17 protein-coding genes are annotated in these 19,460 nt (G+C 75.0%); 7 read left to right on the top strand and 10 right to left on the bottom strand.

The window, feature by feature from the left end:
- Window positions 1-80: 80 nt before the first annotated feature.
- Both ACH4PY_RS06315 and soxR read left to right on the top strand, forming a co-directional pair.
- Complete coding sequence (locus tag ACH4PY_RS06315) at window positions 81-1,562, top strand: MFS transporter (protein ID WP_398176528.1); 1,482 nt, start codon at window positions 81-83, stop codon at window positions 1,560-1,562.
- Between the two features lie 31 nt (window positions 1,563-1,593).
- The gene (soxR, locus tag ACH4PY_RS06310) at window positions 1,594-2,061 is read left to right on the top strand and encodes a redox-sensitive transcriptional activator SoxR (protein ID WP_398176526.1); all 468 of its coding nucleotides are present in this window, start codon (window positions 1,594-1,596) and stop codon (window positions 2,059-2,061) included.
- Window positions 2,062-2,172: 111 nt separating this feature from the next.
- Here the strand turns inward: soxR and ACH4PY_RS06305 are convergent, their stop codons facing one another.
- Both ACH4PY_RS06305 and ACH4PY_RS06300 read right to left on the bottom strand, forming a co-directional pair.
- Complete coding sequence (locus tag ACH4PY_RS06305) at window positions 2,173-2,589, bottom strand: VOC family protein (protein ID WP_398176524.1); 417 nt, start codon at window positions 2,587-2,589, stop codon at window positions 2,173-2,175.
- On the bottom strand, window positions 2,586-3,458 hold the full coding sequence (locus ACH4PY_RS06300) for a sigma-70 family RNA polymerase sigma factor (protein ID WP_398176522.1): 873 nt from the start codon (window positions 3,456-3,458) through the stop codon (window positions 2,586-2,588). The genes ACH4PY_RS06305 and ACH4PY_RS06300 overlap by 4 nt, the downstream gene beginning before the upstream one ends.
- 116 nt (window positions 3,459-3,574) lie before the next feature.
- Here ACH4PY_RS06300 and ACH4PY_RS06295 point away from each other — a divergent pair, with 116 nt between their 5' ends.
- A complete protein-coding gene (locus tag ACH4PY_RS06295) occupies window positions 3,575-3,967 on the top strand; it encodes a VOC family protein (protein WP_398176520.1) in 393 nt (130 codons plus the stop codon).
- 126 nt (window positions 3,968-4,093) lie between these two features.
- Window positions 4,094-4,531, top strand: a complete 438-nt coding sequence (locus tag ACH4PY_RS06290) for a YdeI/OmpD-associated family protein (RefSeq protein WP_398176518.1) — start codon at window positions 4,094-4,096, stop codon at window positions 4,529-4,531.
- Between the two features lie 23 nt (window positions 4,532-4,554).
- Here ACH4PY_RS06290 and ACH4PY_RS06285 read toward each other — a convergent pair whose 3' ends face one another.
- The 3 genes from ACH4PY_RS06285 to ACH4PY_RS06275 all read right to left on the bottom strand — a co-directional run bounded on the left by ACH4PY_RS06285 (window position 4,555) and on the right by ACH4PY_RS06275 (window position 7,140).
- Window positions 4,555-5,604, bottom strand: a complete 1,050-nt coding sequence (locus ACH4PY_RS06285; RefSeq protein ID WP_398176516.1) for a DUF2786 domain-containing protein — start codon at window positions 5,602-5,604, stop codon at window positions 4,555-4,557.
- Between the two features lie 119 nt (window positions 5,605-5,723).
- Window positions 5,724-6,653, bottom strand: a complete 930-nt coding sequence (locus ACH4PY_RS06280; protein ID WP_398176514.1) for a M56 family metallopeptidase — start codon at window positions 6,651-6,653, stop codon at window positions 5,724-5,726.
- Window positions 6,654-6,690: 37 nt separating this feature from the next.
- Window positions 6,691-7,140 (bottom strand): BlaI/MecI/CopY family transcriptional regulator, encoded by a 450-nt coding sequence (locus ACH4PY_RS06275; RefSeq protein ID WP_398176512.1) that lies wholly within the window; start codon window positions 7,138-7,140, stop codon window positions 6,691-6,693.
- 114 nt (window positions 7,141-7,254) lie between these two features.
- On the opposite strand from ACH4PY_RS06275, the gene ACH4PY_RS06270 reads away from it, so the two are divergent.
- A complete protein-coding gene (locus ACH4PY_RS06270) occupies window positions 7,255-7,995 on the top strand; it encodes a DedA family protein (protein WP_398176510.1) in 741 nt (246 codons plus the stop codon).
- Window positions 7,992-8,585, top strand: a complete 594-nt coding sequence (locus tag ACH4PY_RS06265; RefSeq protein ID WP_398176508.1) for a phosphatase PAP2 family protein — start codon at window positions 7,992-7,994, stop codon at window positions 8,583-8,585. Before ACH4PY_RS06270 ends, ACH4PY_RS06265 begins: the two co-directional genes overlap by 4 nt.
- Before the next feature lie 86 nt (window positions 8,586-8,671).
- Here the strand turns inward: ACH4PY_RS06265 and ACH4PY_RS06260 are convergent, their stop codons facing one another.
- The 5 genes from ACH4PY_RS06260 to ACH4PY_RS06240 form a co-directional block, all read right to left on the bottom strand.
- Entirely contained in the window at window positions 8,672-9,535 is an 864-nt protein-coding gene (locus ACH4PY_RS06260) for a hypothetical protein (RefSeq protein WP_398176506.1), read from the bottom strand.
- A gap of 506 nt (window positions 9,536-10,041) precedes the next feature.
- Window positions 10,042-15,180, bottom strand: coding sequence for a DNA repair ATPase (locus ACH4PY_RS06255; protein ID WP_398176504.1), 5,139 nt, complete (start codon window positions 15,178-15,180; stop codon window positions 10,042-10,044).
- Between the two features lie 15 nt (window positions 15,181-15,195).
- Window positions 15,196-17,241: a flotillin family protein gene (locus ACH4PY_RS06250; RefSeq protein WP_398176502.1), complete on the bottom strand. Its 2,046-nt coding sequence runs from the start codon at window positions 17,239-17,241 to the stop codon at window positions 15,196-15,198.
- Between the two features lie 19 nt (window positions 17,242-17,260).
- A complete protein-coding gene (locus ACH4PY_RS06245) occupies window positions 17,261-18,064 on the bottom strand; it encodes a hypothetical protein (RefSeq protein WP_398176500.1) in 804 nt (267 codons plus the stop codon).
- 207 nt (window positions 18,065-18,271) lie between these two features.
- A complete protein-coding gene (locus ACH4PY_RS06240) occupies window positions 18,272-18,826 on the bottom strand; it encodes a YceI family protein (protein WP_398176498.1) in 555 nt (184 codons plus the stop codon).
- 101 nt (window positions 18,827-18,927) lie between these two features.
- Here ACH4PY_RS06240 and ACH4PY_RS06235 point away from each other — a divergent pair, with 101 nt between their 5' ends.
- Window positions 18,928-19,440 carry a MarR family winged helix-turn-helix transcriptional regulator gene (locus ACH4PY_RS06235; RefSeq protein ID WP_398176496.1) on the top strand — a complete coding sequence of 171 codons (513 nt, stop codon included), beginning with the start codon at window positions 18,928-18,930 and terminating at the stop codon, window positions 19,438-19,440.
- The last annotated feature ends 20 nt before the right edge of the window (window positions 19,441-19,460 follow it).

Here is a 19,460-nt window from a genome sequence, read left to right as displayed (position 1 = left end):
GTTGTTCGGCTTGCCCTCAACCGCGGTTGAGGTAGTGAGGTGCTCGCGATCCCGTTTCCCGAGGAAAGCGAGCAGTCGACGTGGGTGCCACCACAGATGAAACGGCCCTGTCCCGTTCCCCAGCACGTCCCTCGGCCCTGACCCTCCCGGTGGTGCTGGCCGGTGTCGTCCTGGTGGCCATGTCCATCTCCGGGACGGCGGTGGCCCTGCCGGACGTCGGCCGGGACCTGGGGACCTCCGGCCCGGCCCTGAACTGGGTGGTCGCGGGATACAACCTGGCCTTCGCGGCGATGACCCTGGTCGCGGGCTCGGCCGCGGACCGGATGGGCCGGCGCAGGACGTTCCTCGTCTCCGCACTGGTCTTCGCCTGCGGGTTCCTCGTCACCGCGGTGAGTCCCTCGATCGTCATCACCGATGTGTCGCGCATCGTTTCCGGCGCGGGAGGCGCCGGCGTCATGGCCGCGGGCGGCGCCCTCCTCGCCTCCTCCTACCAAGGAGCGGCCCGCAACCGGGCGTTCGCGCTCATGGGCACCATGGCGGGCGTCGGCATCGCCGCCGGGCCCACACTGTCCGGCCTGCTCATCTCCGCGACGGGCTGGCGGAGCAGCTTCGCGGTGTTCACGGTCGTCGGCCTGCTGATCGCCTCGGGCGCGGCCCGGATCCCGGAGTCCCGCGCGGAGAGCGGACGGGCCGACTGGCCCGGCAGCGTCCTGTTCGTGGCCGCGCTCACCCTCCTCATGTTCGCCCTGCTGGAGGCGCCCTCCCTGGGCTGGACCCACGCTGTGGTGGCGGCCACGGGTGCCGGCGGCCTGGTCGCGCTCGTCGTCTTCGCCGTCCTCCAGCGGCGCAGCGCCGCACCGGTCCTGGACCCGGCGCTGATCGCCAACCGCGGCTTCCTGGGCTGGAGTCTTGCCACGCTGACGACCTCGGTCGGCTTCCTGGGCGTCCTGGTCTTCCTCCCCACCTACCTTCAGGCCGCCGCCGGCCTCACCCCGGCGGCGGCGGGCGCGGCGATGCTCCTGCTGACCGCGCCCGTCCTGGTCACCCCGCTGGCCGCGGCGCACCTCGTCGACAGGGGTCTTCCCGCGCAGAGGCTGATCGTGTTCGCCCTCGCACTGGTCACCGTCGGCAACCTCTGGCTGGCCACACTCGGTCCCCGGCACACGGTGGTGACGGTGGCGGGTCCGCTCCTCGCGATCGGCGTCGGCATGGGCGCGTCCTTCGGCATCACCGACGGGCAGGCCATGGCACTGGTACCGGCCGATTCCGTCGGCATGGCCGCGGGCTTCCTCAACACATTGCGCGGATCAGCCGAAGCCATGGTGATCGCCGCGTTCGGAGCCTCGCTGCTCGGTCTGCTCGGCAGCCGCCTGGGCGACACCGCGCAGGCGGCGTCCGTCAGCGCCGGGCAACTGTCCGAGTCCCGCCGGCACGCCGAACTCAGCGCCCTGACCTGGGCCTGGCGCACGACGCAGGTGGGCGTCTGTCTGCTGTGCCTGCTCCTGTCGATCACGGCCGTGGTGCTCATCCGTCACCATGGTCCACGTCGCAAGACGTTCTGAAGCGCGGTACCAGGAACTTCCGGAGGCCGGCGTGCAGGTGAACCCCGACGATCTCCTCACGATCGGCGACGTGGTGCGCCGCACCGGCGTCTCCGCCTCCTCCCTGCACTTCTACGAACGCAAGCGGCTGATCTTCTCCGAACGCAGCAGCACCAACCAGCGCCGCTACCCGCGCCACATGCTCCGCCGCATCTCCTTGATCATCGTGGCCAAACGCCTCGGTATCCCGCTCGGCGACGTCGCCGCCGTCTTCACCACCCTCCCCTCCGACTGCGCCCCCACCCACGAGGACTGGCAGCGCCTGTCCCGCGCGTGGAAGGCGCAGTTGGAGGACCGACGCCGTGCGATCGAAGCCCTGGAACACGACCTCACCGGCTGCATCGGATGCGGCTGCCTGTCGATGAAGGCATGCCTGCTCCTCAACCCCGACGACTCGCTCGGCGAACAGGGCCCCGGCCCCGTCCGCCTGCAGAACGCCACTCCGCGGAGTCGGTCCTGACACCGCCCTCGGCGCGGGAGTCAGGAGGACGGGCCGGGGGATTGCGTGGCGTCGCCGGGGCTCCGTGGACATGAAGCGGGAGGCGGGCGGGGGTGTGGCGGTCCACGAGGTCTAGGGCCTGTCCCGGGTGGCCTGGACGAAGCGGAGCATGTTGCCCGACGGGTCGAGGAAGGCGCAGTCGCGCAGGCCCGCGGACCGGTCGGCGGGCTCGCGCATCACGTCGGCGCCCGCGGCGGCCAGGTGCTCGAAGACGGCGTCGCAGTCGCCGGTCCGGAAGGCGATCCGGGCCAGCAGGCCCTTCGCCGTCAGCTCGTCCAGCGCCCGCCGGTCCGGTCCGGCGGTCCCGGGCTCCGCGGCGGGCGGGACGAGCCGTATCCGCACGTCCGGCTGGGACGGCGGCGCGACGCTCACCGCCCCGCCGGGCCCGGCGTTCGCGCGCACGTCGAAGCCGAGCACCCCGTGGTAGAACGCCAGCGCCTCGCGCACGTCGCGCACGGCGAGGTCGGTCCCCGCGACCCGGAGGTTCACGCGCCCCCGCCTCCCGGGCGGGGGGCCGGGGTGAAGACGACCTCCGCCGTGGCGAGGCGGTGCTCGTCGGTGTCGATGGCGATGCGGGTGATGGCGCCGCTGTCGTCGATGGTGAAGTCGAAGACGGCCCGCGGGCGGCCGCGGTGGGACCAGACGGCGGCCGCGACACCGTCGACCAGGGCCGGGCGGGCGGCCTCCGCGCGGCCGGTGAAGAAGGCCGCGACCGCGCCCGCGCCGCGCAGTTCGCCCACCACCACGTCCGGGTCGAGGACGTCGAGCAGCGCGTCGAAGTCCCCTCCGCGGGCGGCGGCCAGGAAAGCCGCGACGACCTCCTGGCGGGCGGGCCGCGCGGGGCCGTCCGCAGCCGCGCCGCGCACCCGGCGCCGCGCCCGGCTGGCGAGCTGGCGGGCCGCCGCCGGGGAGCGGTCGATGACGGCGCCGATCTCGTCGAAGGGCACGGCGAAGACGTCGTGCAGGACGAACGCCAGCCGTTCGACCGGGCTCAGCGTGTCCAGCACCACCATCAGCGCGGCACCGACGGAGTCGGCGAGCAGCGCCTCGTCCTCCGGCCCCGCGCCGCCGGCCCTCCCCGGCGGCGGCTGCGCGGGCTCGGGCGGCAGCGCCCCCACCGCGTCCTCGGGCCGGGCGCGGCGGGCTTCGAGCATGTTCAGGCACACCCGGGCGACGATCGTGGTCAGCCAGCCGCCCGGGTTCTCCACCGCGTCGGTGTCGGCCCGGCTCACCCGCAGCCACGCCTCCTGCACCGCGTCCTCGGCCTCGCCCGCCGAGCCGAGCATCCGGTAGGCCATCGCCCGCAACCGCGCCTGGTGCTCGGCGAACCGCTCGTCGAGCCAGCTCTGCTCCGCCATCCGTCACATCCTTCCGACCGCGCCTGTCATATCCGTTTGACCGGCGCGGCGGCGCCGACGTGACGGGGCGGGTCCGAGCCCGCGCCCACCACCGCGACCATCACCAGGAGAGAACCGTGTCATTGCAGGTGAACGCCATCATGCTGGGCGTCCAGGATCTGGACCGTGCGAAGAAGTTCTACGCCGAGGGCCTCGGCTGCTCCGTCGACAAGGACACCCGCCACTTCGTCTCCCTCCACCTCGGCGAGGGCGGCCCGCAACTGGCCCTCTACGCGTGGGAGGCCGCGGCGGCGGACGCGGGGGTGCCCGCCGAGGGGTCCGGCTTCCGCGGCGCGTCCTTCCACGTCAACCCCGACACCAGGGCGGCGGTGGACGACCTGGTCCGGGCCGCGGCCGACGCGGGCGGCGCGGTGGTGCGGGAGCCCGCGGAGGCGCAGTGGGGCGGCTACTTCGGGTACTTCAGCGACCCGGACGGCTACCTGTGGAAGGTCACGACGTACGCCTCCTGAGCGTATTTCCGCCGCCGGGGCGCGGACCCGCCCGCCGACGCGCGGCCGCCCCCCGGGCGCGGGCGGCACGCTGGGCCGCGAGGGGGCGGCTCAGCGTGTTCGGCGGGGGAAGGGAAGGGAGAGGCCATGCGTTTCCGGGCGCTCGTGGAACCACCGGAGCCCATGCGGGGGCTGGAGGTTCCCGAGGACGTCGTGACCGCGCTCGGCGCGGGCAGACGGCCGCGGGTCGCCGTCACCGTGGGCGGCCACACCTGGACGACCCGGGTCGCGGTCATGCGCGGCCGCAACCTGCTCGGCTTCAGCCGGGCCAACCGCGAGGCCGCGGGCGCGGCCACCGGCGACGAGGTCGAGGTGTCCGTGGCCCTGGCCGCCGACCCGCCGCCGGTGACCGAGCCCCCCGACCTCGCCCGCGCCCTGGACGCGGACCCCGCGGCACGCGCCGCGTACGACCGCCTCTCCCCCAGCGCCCGCCGACGCCACGTGCTGGCGGTGGAGGGCGCGAAGAAGCCGGAGACGCGGGAGCGGCGCGTCGCCCAGGTGCTGGCCGCGCTGCGGGACGGCTGACGCCGGGCCCCTCCGGGGACGGGTCAGCGTCCGCCGCCTGCGCGGAGGTTCGCGCGGTCCGCCGCCGACTCGCCCTCCGACCAGCCCGCCGCGTCGCGGGCGCGCAGCCGGGAGGTGGTGGTGGACGGGAAGAGGCGGCGGGTGGTGTCCTCCACCGCGAGGGCGCGGGACGCCAGCGCCGGGAGCAGACCGGGGGCGGACGCCGCGGAGGCGGACTCCTCCGCGGCGGTCGCCTCCGTCAGACGGGCGCGGACGCGGGAGGCGTACGCGATGAGGAAGGACTCGCGGAAGTCGCGGGAGCGGGACACCCGGCCCGCGTGCAGGGCGCGGTCGGCCTGGACGAGCAGCGAGGTGTAGAGGATCTCGGCGGCGTCGAGGTCGGCGCTGTGGCCGACGACCGTCGCGAAGCCGTAGTCCGACGACCACACCGACTGGCAGCGGTTCGCCTCCGCGACGGCGTCCAGCAGCAGCGCCTTCGCCCCCTCGTACGGCCGGTCCACCCCGATCCGGCGCGCCCCCGGGCCCTCCCCGGCCGCCGCGCCGAGCAGCGCCGCGTCGATGCTGTGCCGGGCCATGAGGTGCTGCGCCTTCGCCGACAGCGCCTCGGCCTCCTCCGGGAAGCCGGTCGACTCCGCCTTCGCGAGCAGCGCCCGGATGCGGGCGAGCATCTTCCCCGTCCCCGGGGGCGCCTCCGCGCCCGGCGGCCGCAGCGCGGGCAGCCGCGGCAGCCGCCCGTACAGCCGGAGGACCTCGACGCACACGGTGGCGGCGGAGAACCGGTCGAGCCTCTCGTCGCGGGCGAAGCCGGTCATGACGCCGGGGGCGGCGTCCGATCCGGCGTTCAGCGCCGCCGCCAGCCGTTCGTGCCGGGCGCCCAGCTCGCGCGCGACCATCCGCAGCAGGTCCTGCGGCTCCCACCCGCGCCGGGCGCAGCCGCCCACGACGTCGGCGGCGCGGCGCCCGGCGGCGGCGTCCCAGTCGCCCTCGGCCGCCAGCACGGACGCGGCCGCGTCCACCTCGTCCTCGCCGCCTCCGAGCGCCCGCGCGTACGCCGCCGCGAATACGTCCTCCACCTGGCCATTGTCCCCGGCTGCCGGTCGCCGCCGCGCACACCCCACCGGATCGTCACGTTCCGCGCATATGTGACAACGGAGTGCTCACCCTTTCGCAACCACCCCGCCCCGGCCAAGGCTCAGCCCGCGTGCTCCCCCTGGGCGACCTCGATCGTGCCGTGGAGGTCGTGGGCGGCCTCCAGTGCGCAGGCCGCGGACAGGGCGAGGCAGGCGGCGAGGGCGGTGGCCGCGGTCCTGGGGGCGCGGGGGGCGCGGGGGGCGCGGGGGTGGGACAGGAGGGCGGCGACGCGGCGGGGGACGGGGCCCGCGGCCACCGGGAGGGCGGTACGGGGGCGGGCCGCGGTGGGGCGGGCGGCGAGGGCGGCGCGGCCGATGGCGCGGGCGGCGACCCGGCGGTCGCCCACGGCGGCGGCCGCGGACTCGTCGGCCCAGCGTTCGAGGGCGTACGACAGCGGCGCGCGCAGCGTCCGCAGCGCCGGGTGGCAGGCGGCGGCGAACGCGAGGGCGGTCAGGAAGTGGTGGTGGCGCCCGGTGAGGTGGGCCCGCTCGTGGGCGAGCAGCACCTCGCGTTCGGCGGGGTCGAGCGCGCGCAGCATGCCGGTCGTGACGACGATCCGCCCGGGGCGGCCGGGCAGCGCGTACGCGTCGGGCCCGTCGTCGTCGAGGACGGTGAGGTCGCCGCCCGCGGGCCCGGCGGCGTCGGCGGCGCGCCGGGCGCGCAGGGTGGTCCGTACGCGCTGCCGGTAGGTGCGGGTCACCCCGGCCCCGACCGCGCCGAGCAGCCCGGCGGCCACGCACGCGGCGGGCACCGCCACCTCGCCCCCGACGACGGGCAGCACGAGGTGGCCGAGCGCCGCGACCGGCGGCAGCCGCAGCGCCCCCGCCCCGGCAAGCAGCGCGAGGGCGGCGGTGCTGCACGCGGCGAGCGCGACGGCCGACCCGGCGAGCAGCCAGGCGGCGGCGCGCGGCGCCATCGCCTCGGCGAGCCGCCGGGCGGCGGGCGCGGCGAGCAGCGGCAGGACGAGCGGCAGCCAGACGGCGTAGTTCACCGGACCCCACCTCCGGCTGCGCCGGTGTGCCCCGGGGTCACGCGGTGCCGTCCGGCGTGTCGGGCGGGGTGGCCTGCGCCAGCAGCTCGCGCAGCAGGCGTTCGTCGGCCGGGTCGAGTTCGGAGACGAAGCGGGCCAGGACGGTACCGCGCTGGCCCTCCGCGGACTTGTCCAGCTCGGAGCGCATCCGCCGGGCGGCCAGGCCCGGCGGGTCCTGGGCGGGCAGGTAGGCGTAGCCGCGGCCCGCGCGGGTGCGGCTGACGGCGCCCTTCTCGTGGAGGCGGGCGAGGATCGTCGTGACGGTCGTCCGGGCGAGGTCGGCGCCGAGGTCGCGCTGTACGTCGGCGGGGGTCAGCGGGCGGCCGTCGGCCGCCCACAGCGCGGCGAGCACGCTCGCCTCCAGTTCGCCCGACGGGCGGCGGGCCGCGGCCGCCCGGGAGTCGGGGGAGTCGTCCCGCGACCCGCGGACCCCATACGCCTCCGGCATGGAATCGCTCCTTCCCGCTCGGTCGTCTACAGTTCTGTAGACCGACTACACGACTGTAGACGGTTGGGGTGCGGCACCGCGCCCCGGAACCCATTATGGGAGGGCTCCCCCGTCATGCTCCTGCCGATCACCGCGTCAGGCCCCCTGCCGGTGCCGCACGAGGCCGGCGCCGCACTCGCCGTCAACGTCCTCGACGCGACCTCCCTGCTGTCCTCGTTCGGCGCCCTCGGCATCGCCGTCGTCCTCTTCGCCGAGACCGGCCTGCTCGTCGGCTTCTTCCTGCCCGGCGACTCGCTGCTCTTCACCGCGGGCCTGCTGTGCGCCTCCAGCACCTCCGGCAGCGTGCACCTCACCCTGTGGCAGGTGCTCCTCGCGTCCGTCGCGGGCGCGCTGCTCGGCGCCCAGACCGGATACGTCCTCGGCCGCCGCGGCGGCCCCGCGCTGCTCGCGAGAACGAAGAACGCCCGGCTGCACGAGGGCGCGGCCCGCGCCGCCGAGCTGCTCGACCGCTACGGCCACGCCAAGGCCGTCGTCCTGGCCCGCTTCGTCCCCGTCGTCCGCACCGTGCTCAACCCGCTCGCGGGCGCGCTCGGGGTGCCCGCCCGCACGTTCGCGCTGTGGCAGGTCGTCGGCGGCGCGGTGTGGAGCGCCGGACTCGTCCTCGGCGGCTACGCGCTCGGCTCGTCCGTACCGCACGTCGACACGTACCTGCTGCCGATCGTCGCCCTGATCGTCGTCGTCTCGCTCGCACCGCTCGCCCGCGAGGTGCTGCGCGGGCGCCGCGCCGCATCCACCTCCGCCGCGGGCACCCGCGCCGATACCCCCGCCGCCCCGCCGTCCAGGGAGGACGCATGACCGCCACCTTCGACGCAGGGCTCTACCGCTGGGTCGTCGGCCTCGCCCACCGCACCCCCGCCCCGCTCGACGACCTCGTCCGCCTCTTCAGCGACTACGGGCTCGGCATCTTCGCCGCGCTCATGCTCACCGTGTGGTGGCGGGCACGGGCCGCCGACGACCGGCGCATGGCCGCGGCCCTGTGCGTACCGCTCGTCGTCGTCGCCGTCTTCCTCGTCAACGACGGCGTCAAGTCGCTCGTCGCCGAGCAGCGGCCCTGCCAGACGCTGCACGTCACCTCGACCGTCGAGACCTGCCCCGGGATCGGCGACTACGCCTTCCCCAGCAACCACTCCGCCATCGCCGCGGCCTGCGCCGTCGCCCTGCTGCTCGCCTGGCGGCGGGCCGGGATCGTGGCCGTGCCCGTCGCGCTGCTCATGGCCGCCTCCCGGGTGTGGATCGGCGTCCACTACCCGCACGACGTGCTCGCCGCACTCGTCCTCGGCGCACTCGTCGCCTGGCCGCTCGCCCTCGCCTCACGCCGCGCCGCCCCGCTCGTCGCCCGGCTGCGATCGACCCGGTGGCGCGCCCTCGTGGGCGCCCCCGCGTAGCGGCCGCCCCCGCGCAGGGGGCTCATGGACGGCGGTCCCGTCCCGGACCCGTGTCGGCGGGGCCTGGGACGGGACCGCCTCACTTCTCAGTAACGGTCCAGGATCGTCTGCGTCTTGAGGATGTCGCCGTGGTAGAGCCAGCCGTGCGCGTCCGCCACGGAGACGGCGTCGGCGTGCAGTTGGGCGGCGTCCGCGTAGTCGTCCACCTTGAAGGACACCTCGACGACGTACTCCGTGCCCGTACCCGCCGCGTTCCGCACCGGCAGCACCTCGATGCTCGCGTCGTCCGAGGACTCCCAGGCCCCCTCCCACACCTGCGAGGTGACCGGGCCGTGCACCACCGACGACTGGAGCGTGTTCTTGCCCCAGTTCGACGACTTCCAGTCCTCCAGCTTGCCCGGGACCTCGTTCACCAGCCACGACAGACCCGTGCCCGCGTCGGGCACCGACGTACCCGAGTAACCGCTGCCGCTGTGGCTCTTCTCGTCGCTGAAGCTCAGCGTCTGCTTGGAGTAGCCCCAGTCGACCTCGGCGTCGTAGTTGTCGTCGCTGCTGTCGAACCCGGCGGCGTTCGCCGTGTCGAGCGCCGCGTCGATGTCGCCGCCCGTCACCGGGAAGCGCTTCTTGTACGACTCCTCGAAGTCCTTGCCGGACTTGTGGCGCAGCCGTACGTCCCAGCCCTCGGCGTTCAGGGCCAGCCCCGACGTGTCGAAGTACTCGTAGGAACGGGCCTTGGACGAACCCGAGACCCCGAACGCGGACTTCACCGCGGACGTCGGGGCGTGGGAGGAGTCCAGGGCGGACGCGGTGAGGTCGATCTTGACCTCGTAGGTCGGCTTCGCGTTCGACGCGGCGGTTGCCGGGGCGGCGGGAACGATGGCGGCTGCGCCGCTGAGGGCGAGCAACGTCACGAGCAGGCGCCTGCGGCGGGCGTGGGAGGAAGTGGCCATGCCCGCACGGTGTCGCCTGGCGGCGAGCAGGGGGTTCACGCCGGGCACCCCCCGTATGAACGCTTCCCGTCACGACGGTGGGCTTCGCGCCTCGGGTTGCCTCTTGCGGTGGCGTCCGCGATCGTCCCGCCGTCGTGGCTTGTCGCTCCGTTCTCCCCCAGAGCTTCGCCTGGGAGGTGCCCCCACGCGCCCCTGAAAACGCTCACCCCCACCGGCAGGCAGCCGCTGGTCCGGCCTGGAGGGGGACGGTGCGGGGTGCCCCCGCAGGAATGCGCTGTCGGTGGCTCACCAACCAGGTAAGAGGCCGAACGCGCATTCCGAGGAGGTGCCCCGTGGCGGCCCCCGACCCAGCGGCGGCGGCGCCGCGTCAGGGGCGCGGGGAACTGCGTGAGCAACCCCCCACCCACCGCAAGGTCGCGCGGCGAACCGCAACAAGCACCCCCGGTGCGAACCCCCCGCGGCGGGGAAGCCGCAAGCTCCACCGCACGGGCGACCGGCGGGGGGGGTCAGCCGCGGAGAGCGGCAAGGCGGCGGAGTGCGGGGCCCGCGCCGGAGGCGAGCGCGTGGGCCTCGGCCCGGTAGTGGTCGGTGACGAGCGCGTCGACGTCCGCGTCCGTGAGGGACGGATGCAGCCGGGCCGTGAGCCGGTTCATGTCCCGGTAGGAGCCCTGGAGTTGGAAGGGCTCACCGCCCGCCCCGCGGGCCACCGCCCCGATGTACTCCGCGTTGACCGCGAGCAGCACGTCCCGTACGCGCAGCGCCTGCCGCAGCACCGCGGTGACGGCGGCGAGTTCGTCCGGCTGGTACGGGTACGCGAGCGTGTCGGCCCGCGCCAGCGGGTCGTTCGCGGCGAGCCGCAGCAGCACCGCGAGGTCGCCGCGGTCGCGCCCGGCGAGGGGCGCGAGGACGGGGTTGGCGGTGAGCGCGTTCTCGACGTAGCTCAGTGCGAAGACCTCCTCGCGCCCGCTGAGGACGTCCCCGAGGTTCCAGACGTCCGCCCGGTTCGCGAGCATGTCGGGCACCCGGAAGAGCGTGCCGGACTCGGTGTAGGGGTTGCCGGACATGCAGACGGCGAAGCGCTTGCCGCGCAGCTCGTACGTGCCGCCGGGGCCTTCGATGCGCCGGGTCGCGTCGCACAGCGGGATGAACTTCTGGAGGAGTTCGGGCGAGGTGTGCTGGATGTCGTCGAGGTGCAGCAGCACGTTCGTGCCGAGGGAGAGCGCGAGGACGAGCTTGTCGACCTCGCGGCGGGCGGTCGCGTCGGGGGCGCGCTCGGGGTCGAGGGAGGTCACGCCGGTGCCGAGGGCGGGGCCGGAGACGGTGACGAGCGCGAGCCCGAGACGGGAGGCGACGTATTCGACGAGGGTGGTCTTCCCGTAGCCGGGCGGCGACAGCAGCATGAGCAGGCCGCCCGCGGAGCCGAACTGCTTGGCGAGGCTGTCCCCGACGAGGGGGAGGTAGACCTCGTCGATGAGCCGGTTGCGGACGAATCCGGTGAGCGGGCGCGGCCGGTACGCGGCGAGTCCGAGCCGCTCGCGTTCGGCGGCGACGACGGCGGTCCGGTGCCGCTGGTACGTGCGGTACGCCGGGACGTCGTCGGCCTCGAAGCGGCGTACGCGGGTGAGAAGTTCGTCCAGGCGCAGGGTCAACGCGCCCTGCCGGACGCGGGGGTGGGAGCCGAGCAGGCCCTCGACGGTGGTCTCGACGGGGCCGCCCGCCGGGTAGCTGTCGCCGGGGCACAGGAGCGCTGCCGCGGCTTCGAGGTGGTCGCCGTAGGGCCCGGCGAAGGGGGCGAGCCAGCCGAGGGCGAGCTGCCAGCGGGCGGCGAGGTCGCCGCCGAGCGCGTCGAGGTCGCCGAGGACGTCCTTGTACGGGACGGCGTCGGTGCCGCCGAGCGCGTCCGAGAACCGCCGGGCGACCTCGTCCGCGCCGGGCCCGGCGACGAAGCCGGGCTGCTCGGCGGCGAGTTCGGCGACCAGGTATTCGCCGAGGAGGTCGGCGTCGGGGAGCGCCAGTCCGGTGGCGCCGAGGAACTCCCCGGCGGCGGAGGCGACTTCGGCGCCGAGGGCGGACAGCGCGGCCGCCCCGTCCGCGCCGGGCACGCCCGCCCCGAAGGCCGCCGCCCGGGTGAGCGAACGCGCCCGCGTCGTCCACGCGGCCCGTGACACCGGGGTGGTCCCGTACCCCCAGTAGAGCCGCGCGGCCGCCCGCACCCCCGGCGGATACCGCAGCAGCCCGGCCCCGCGCGCGAGCGCGCCGAGCGCCGCGAGCAGCAGCGCCGCGTCGTGATCGTGCACCCCGCGCTGATACCCCTCGTCCACCCGCGCGGCAACGGCGTCCCGCACGGCGGACTCGGCCTCGGCGAGCGCGTCCCCTCCGCGCGAGCCGTCCGTACCGGCCGCCGCCCCGGCTCCCGGCGCAGGCGCGCCGACCCCGAGGCCACCCCCGACCGCCCGCACGGCCCCGGACGTCGTCCCGGTCGCCGCACCCGCGCCTCGCGGTCCGGCGGCCGCCCCGCCGAAAGCGCCGCCGTCCGGGGCAGTGGGGGCGGTGGGCGAGGGTGTGTCCGCTGCTACCGCGCCGGAGGCGTTCGGCAGGGCGCGCAGCAGGAGGCTCGCCGCCAGGTATTCCGCGCGGTAGAGGGCGGGGGTCTCGGAGACGAGGGGGCGGGTCCAGAAGCGGCGGGTCTCGGCGAAGGCGGGGTCGGCGACCGGGGCGAGGTAGTCGGTGCCGGTGACCGTGAAGGCGAGGGCGTCGGCGTGCGGGACGAGGGCGAGGTCGAGGGGCTGGGTGTTGACGGCGAAGCGGTGGCGGCCGAGCCGGATGGTGGCGCCGCCGTCCTCGTAGAGGTCGGCGCGGTCGCGCAGGGTGCGGGCGGTGTCCTGGCGGGCGGCGGCGAACGACTCGGCCAGCTCCGCCGCCTTCGCCGGGTCGCCCAGCGACCGCAGCTCCTCGCCGATGCGGCGGTGTTCGGCGGCCAGCGGGTCGGCCGCGAAGAGTGTGTTGACCGCGTCGGCCGAGTCCAGGGTGGCCGCGCGGCGGCGGATCGTGTCGAGGATGCGGTCCGCGGAGGCGCCGAGCCGGGCCACGCGCTGGGCCCGTTCGTCGGCGAGGGCCTGCCGGCGGGAGGTGAGGGTCTGCTGGATCTCGTCCCGGCGTTCGGCGAGCGCGGCGATGCGGTCGGGCTCGGCGGCGAACCGGGTCGTGAGGCTCTCGACCTGGACGAGCAGCCGCCCCAGGTGCAGGTCGCACGCCTCGGGGGTGTCGGCGGCGGCGAGCGCGCCGCTCACGCTCTGGGCCAGCAGCGCGTTCTCCGCGGCGAATTCCGCGGCGCTCTCCGCGCCGAGCAGGTCGCGGCGGCGGGTGTCGAGGACGGCGCGGGCGCGGTTGACCGCGCCCAGGACGTCCGCGGCGGAGGCGAGGATGCGGGTGCGGACGGTCGCGTCGGAGATCTCCAGACCGCCCGCGGTCTGCGTGACGGTCGCCAACCCGGCGGCGAGCGCGTCGAGTTCGGCGGCGAGCGCGTCGCCGCCCGCGGCCGTTTCCAACTCGGCGGCGCGGAGGGCGAGATCGGCGGCCCGGTCGCGGAAGGAGTCGAAGGCGTGCTCGTCGGCGAAACGGTCGGCGGCGCGGGACGCGGCTTCCGCGAGTTGGGCGGTCAGGGACGCGGCCAGCTCGTCGAGGCGGCCGAGGTCGGCGTACCGCGTCTCGCGCAGGGTCACCAACCGGCCCTGCGCGGCGCGCAGTTCACCGAGCCGGTCGACCCAGTCGGCGGCGGTCGCGTCCGCGGTCTCGCCCCGCACGCGGCGGACGAGTCCGGCGACGTGCGCGGCGGCCTCCTCGACCGCCGCCGCGGCCCGCGCGGTGGCCTCCCGCACCCGCGCGTACTCGGCGAGCACGGCCCGCGCGGTGTCCCGTACGGCGAGCAGCGGCCCGGCGAGGTCGCGGACGGCGGTGCGGGCGGTGCCGGAGCCCGCGGAGGGTCCCGCGCCCGTCCCGCCGCCCGGCGCGGGGGCGGAGACCCCGCCCGTGGGCACCTGCTCCAGGCCCGTGTCCACGTCGATCGCCGCGAGCCAGTGGTGGCGGTCGAGGACGCGGTCGCAGGAGGCGGCCAGCGCCTCGTAGACGGCCGCGCCCGGGGCGGTCTCCAGGGCCGCGCGGGCCACCGACAGGGCGTCGGAGACCGCGCGGACGAGGTCGGGGTTGCCGATGCGGGCCAGCGGGCCGTCGGCGGCGGGGCGGGACGCCGCGTACATGTCGCTGACGAAGGGCGTGGTCCAGCGCTGGAGGGTGTGGACGCGCGCGGGCTCGTCGCCGTCGGCGGGGCGCAGCGTCAGGAGGGTGCCGTCGTCGTGGAGGGCCCAGCCGCGCGCGGTGAGCGGGGCGGCGACCTCCTTGCGGATGAGGTTGTACGGGAGCAGCAGCCGGCGGCCCTCGGCGTGGAAGACGTAGAGCACGTCCTCGCCGTTCGCGGCGCGCACGAGCCGCTCGAACTCCATTTGCTCGCCCCCCGTTTCGAGGTCGAACGTGCGGGTGCCGCCGGTCGCGAGGGCGTAGCCGCCGGGGAAGACGACGCCCTGCTCCTCGGGCAGCCGCAGGCACGCCTGGCCGAGCGCGTCGATGCGATCGACCTGCTCGGTGCGGGTGTTGACGGCGAAGTGCCGCGCGGTGTCCTCGTGGTAGGGGCGCACGCGCAGCAGCAACAGCGGTTCGGCGGCGGCGTAGTGGATCTCGGCGTCGGCGAGCGACTGGAGGGCGTCCTCGACGGGCTCCTCGTAGGCCGTGTCGCCGACGCCGATCGTGAGGGTGCCGCCGGTGGGGTCGACGGTGACCCCGCCGATCGCGAGGTGCGGGTGCCGGCCGGGCACGTGCGTCTCGCGCCCGGCGGGCGTCCACACGACGGTGTGGCCGCCGTCGTCGGTGGGCGTGTCGCGCGTGGTGCCCTCGTACGCGCAGGTGCCCGCGCGCTCGTCGGTGCGCCAGGCGAGCGCCTTGACGTCGGTCGCGGAGGGGCCCGTGCGGAAGACGGCGAGCAGCCGTCCCTCGGCGGCGCGCAGCCGCAGCAGCCGGGTCTGCCGGTAGTAGCGGTACAGCTCGCGGAAGTCCCGGACGAACTGCGGGTCGTCGAGCAGGCCGGGGACGGGCGCGTCGCCGTCGCGCAGCCGCAGGACGTCACCGACGTCGGTGACCTGCGCGGGGTTCGCCGCGAAGAGCAGCCGCCCGGCGACGGGGGCGATGTCCGCGGGGAGCGCGGGCTGCGCGGTCGCGACCCGCTCGCTGCCCGCGAGCCGCACCTCGCCGCCGCCGAACACCGCCTGCCGCGCGCCGTTCAGCGCCCCGGCCCGCGCGGCCAGTTCCCGCGCGGCGCCGCCCAGCCGCTCGCGCAGCACCTCGTACGCGTCCGCGTCCAGCCCGTCCCCACCGGCCCCGCCGACCCGGGCGACCCCGGCGGAGGCGGACGCCCCCGCCGTACGCGCACTGCCGGAGCCGGGCGCCTGCGCGGCGCCCGTACGGTGGGACGCGGCGCCACCGGACACCCCGGCACCCGCACCCGTACCGCCCCCGGCCGCACCCGCACCCGCACCGCCGCCCGCCAGGGCACCCGTACCGCCGCCCGCCAGGGCACCCCGCTCCTGCCCGCTCATCGTCCGCCGTCCGCCTTACTTCGTCGCCGCGGTCCCGTTGGCCGCGCCCTTGGTCAGCGGGAGCTTGGGCTCCTGGAGTTGGGCGAGGAGGTGGGCCAGCACGGTGGCCGCGTTGCCGTTGCCCGCGTTCGTGCCGTTGCCCGCCGCCAGGGCGGTCAGGACCTTCGTCGCGTCGTCGGTGAAGCTGCCGGACTCGTCGAGCCAGCCCGCGCCCAGGGTGCGTACCGTCTCGGAGTTGGCGACGAAGCTGTCCACGCTGCGTCCCGCGGAGACCGCGCCCAGCAGGCGGTCGAAGAAGACGCTGTCGCCGCCGACGATCTGGATGTCGGCCTTCTCCAGGCCGGTCGCCAGCACGGTGGCCTGCGCCTCGGCGATCTGCCGCTGCGTCTCCAGGCCCGCGAGGCGGACGTCCTTCTCGGCGGCCAGCCGCAGCCGGTACTCCTCGTGGCCGCGCGAGGCGTCGTCCAGCGCGGCCATCGCCGCGGCCTTCTCGGTCAGGCCCGCGGCCTCCGCCTTGAGGCGGCCGCCGATGAGCGCGGCCTCGGCGGCGGCCTGCGCGGTGACGCCCTCGGCCTCCGCGAGGGCCTTCGCGCGGGCGCCCTCCGCCTCGGCCTTGAGTCGGGCGGCGACACCCTGCGCCTCCGCGGCGCCGACCTTGCTGATCGCGGCCGCGCTGCGCTCCTGCACCTCGACCTCGGCGAGCCCGGCCGCGGCCGCCTCGGCGCGCACGCCCTCGGCGAGCCGGATCTTCGCGGAGGCGTCCAGCTCGGACGCGGCCTTGCGCGCCTCGGCCATGGTGAGCGCCTCGCGGGCCTTGTGCTGGGCGGCCTGCTCGGCGGCCTCGGCCGCCTTGATGTCCTTGACGAGCTGCTCCTGCGCCTGCGCCTCCGCGGTGATGACGAGCGCCTGCCGCTCCCGCTCTGCCTCCTGGACGAGCCGCAGCCCCTTGATGGACTCCTCCTGCTCGGCGACGGTCCGTTCGACGGCGATCCGCTCGCGCACCACGTCGGCGACCTCCCGGCGCTCGCCCTCGACCTCCTTCTCCTTGGAGATACGGGCGAGTTCGGTCTCCCGCTCGCGTGCGATGACCTCCAGGACCCGGTCCTTCTCGATGCGCTCGTTCTCGACGGCGATGACCCGCTCGCGGTTCTTCTGCGCGACCGCGATCTCCCGCGCCTGGTTCTCCCGCTGCACCCCGAGCTGCTCCTCGGTGCGCAGGAACGCGCCCTGGGCGCCCAGCCGTTCCTCCTCCGCGACCTTCGCGGTGGCGGCCTCCTCCTTCGCGCGCAGCGTCTCGACCTCGCGGCGCTGCCGGATCTCCGCCTCGGCCTGCCGCCGCTCCAGCTCCAGGATGGTCTCCCGGGCGTCGACGTTCTGGCGGGTGATCTCCTTCTGCTCGGTGCGCTCGTACTCGTTGGTGCGGACGTGCTCGATCGCGGTCAGCTCGGTGATCTTGCGGATGCCCTGCGCGTCCAGGATGTTGGCGGGGTCGAGCTGGGTGACGGGCGTCTGCTCCAGGTAGTCGATCGCGCAGTCCTCCAGGTGGTAGCCGTTGAGGTCGGTACCGATGACCTGGATGATCTGGTCGCGGAAGTGCTCGCGGTGGGTGTAGAGGTCGACGAAGTCCAGCTGCTTGCCGACGGTCTTGAGCGCCTCGGAGAACTTCGCGCTGAAGAGCGCCTGCAACGTCTGCTGGTGGCTGGCGCGTTCGGTGCCGATCGCCTGGGCGACCTTGATGACGTCCTCCTTCGTCTTGTTGACCCGGACGAAGAAGGTGAGGTGGATGTCCGCGCGGATGTTGTCCTGGCAGATCAGCCCCTCGCGGCCGGTGCGCTGGATCTCGATGGTCTTGACGGAGATGTCCATCAACTCGGCGTTGTGCAGCACCGGGAGGACCACGGCGCCGGTGAAGGTGACGTCCACCTGCCGGGTCCGGGAGATGATCAGCGCGCGCCCCTGCTCGACCTTGCGGAAGAGCTTGCTGATGGTGAAGAGCACGCCGACGGCGATGAGCGCGAGAACGGCGACGAGCACGCCGATCCCGATGGCAGTGGCATCCATAGTGGATCCTTCGGTTCCCTCAGACGGTCAACGGGTCGGATGACGCGCCACCCGGCACGTCGAAAGGTGCGACCCAGAAGAACTCGCCCTCGGGGTCGTAGTCGTAGAGCAGCGCGGTGCTGCCGGCGGTGAAGGTGTCGTCGCCGTGCTGGCGCACCTGGACGACGGCGGTCGAGCCGTCGGGCGCGGCGACCTCGGCCTGCCCGAAGCGCGCGGTGACGCGGCCGGTGCGGATGACGCACACCCGGCCGGTGAAGTCGGCGCGGGACGGCGGCCGTACGTCGGGGAAGAGGCGGCGCAGCGGCCGTACCAGCAGCCAGGTCGCACACCACGAGCCGACCAGCGCGGCGCCGACCACGGCTGCGTACAGCAGCGCGCGGACGGGCGCGGTCGGGACGTCGGCGGAGCGTACGGCCGCGGACCCGGCCAGGCTCAGGAACCACGCGACGGCGACGAGCAGCGACAGCACGACGGTGACGGGCACTCCGCCCAGCCCGGCGGCGGCCAGCATCCCGGCGCCGCCGCTGCCGTGGCCGGATGTGTGCTCGGACCCGTGGCCGGATGCGTGGTCGGTGAGGTCATGGCGCCCCCCGACGCCATGACCTCCGTGCCCCCCGATACCCCCATGGGCCTCCCCCAAGGCCCCGTGCTCCCCGTACCCCCCGGTTCCCCCGTGTCCACCGGCCGTGCCGTGGTGGTGCCAGGGCCCGTGCGCGTCGGCACCGCCGACCACGACCAGCCCCCAGAACGCCACCACGGCCACCAGAGCGCCCGTGAACACCACGGTCGGAAACCCCAGGACGACGTCGGTGAACTCTCCCATGTCCCCCTCCGCCTCCCCCGTGCGGTGCTTCCGATCCCCGCGGAGATCGTGGCAGGACGGGGACGGCGCGGGCATTTCCGCTTCCCGGCAGACTTCACCGGGCGATCACGTCCGGAACGTGCGGGAACCGAACGCAAAAGGCCGCCGTCCGCGTGACGACGCGGACGGCGGCCTGGTGTGCCGGAAGGCCCTGGGGCCCGGTGCGGCTCAGCCCTGGGTGGCGAGACCCGCCTCGATCTCCAGCGCGATCTTGATCTTGTCGCTGACGGCGGCCCCCGCGGCCCCGCCCGTCACACCGAACTCACCGCGGCTGATCTCGGTCGCCGCGGAGAAACCGGCCACCGGGTTGCCGTCGAAGCCCTTGCCGAAGCCGTTGAGCTCCAGGGTGAGGGTCACGGCCTTGGTCACGCCGTGCAGCGTCAGCTCGCCGTCCACCTCGAACAGCTCGGAGGTCTGCGGGCGGATGCCGGTGGAGGTGAAGGTCAGCTCCGGGTAGGTCTCGACGTCGAGGAAGTCCGCGCTGCGCACGTGGGTGTCGCGGGTCTCGTTGTTGGTCGAGACCGAGTTGGTCTTGATCACCGCGTTGACGGTGGACTCCAGCGGGTCCTCGGCGGTGACGATGGTGCCCTCGAAGGCCGCGAAGTGGCCGCGGACCTTGGAGACACCGAGGTGCCGGACGTAGAAGGACACGTCGGAGTGCACGGTGTCGATCGTCCACGTCCCGGCGACATAGCCGTCGATCACTTCGGTCTGCGTGCTCATGGCGGAACTCCTCGGGCGGATCATCGGAGCGGGTGGTGATTGAAGACTCAGTAACCATAACTCGGTGGTGTTGAGAGTTCAACCACCTTTATAGTGGAGCTATGGACGATGTGCGATGGCTGAGCGCGGACGAGCAGGACATCTGGCGGGCCTACCTGTCCGCCAGCGTCACCTTCGCCGCGCACCTGGACCGGCAGATGCGGCAGGAGGCGGGTATGCCCATGGCGTACTACGAGATCCTGGTACGCCTCTCGGAGGCGCCCCACCGCCGCCTCCGCATGAGTGAACTCGCCGACGCGTCCCTCTCTTCCCGCAGCCGCCTCTCCCACGCGGTGGCCGCGCTCGAACGCAACGGATGGGTCGAACGGCGCCCCGCGGACGGCGACCGCCGCGGATGGGTCTGCGCGCTCACGTCCGCCGGGTACGAGGCGCTCGCCGCTGCGGCGCCGGGGCATGTCACGACCGTGCGCGAGCACCTTTTCGACGTCCTGACGCCGGAGCAGCTCGCCGCCCTCCGCGAGATCGGGCAGGCCATCACGGCGGGCCTGCAACCCGCCTGCGAAGCGGCTCGCGCGGACGACTCCGACGACGCGTCGGGGCCTTGCGACGCGTAAGGCCCCGCCCCTTCACCTGT

The organism is Streptomyces sp. NPDC021224, assembly GCF_044332905.1.
In the GTDB taxonomy this organism is placed as follows: domain Bacteria; phylum Actinomycetota; class Actinomycetes; order Streptomycetales; family Streptomycetaceae; genus Actinacidiphila.
The sequence above is the reverse complement of the archived record's forward strand: the minus strand, read 5'-3'. Positions and strand labels throughout refer to the sequence as shown.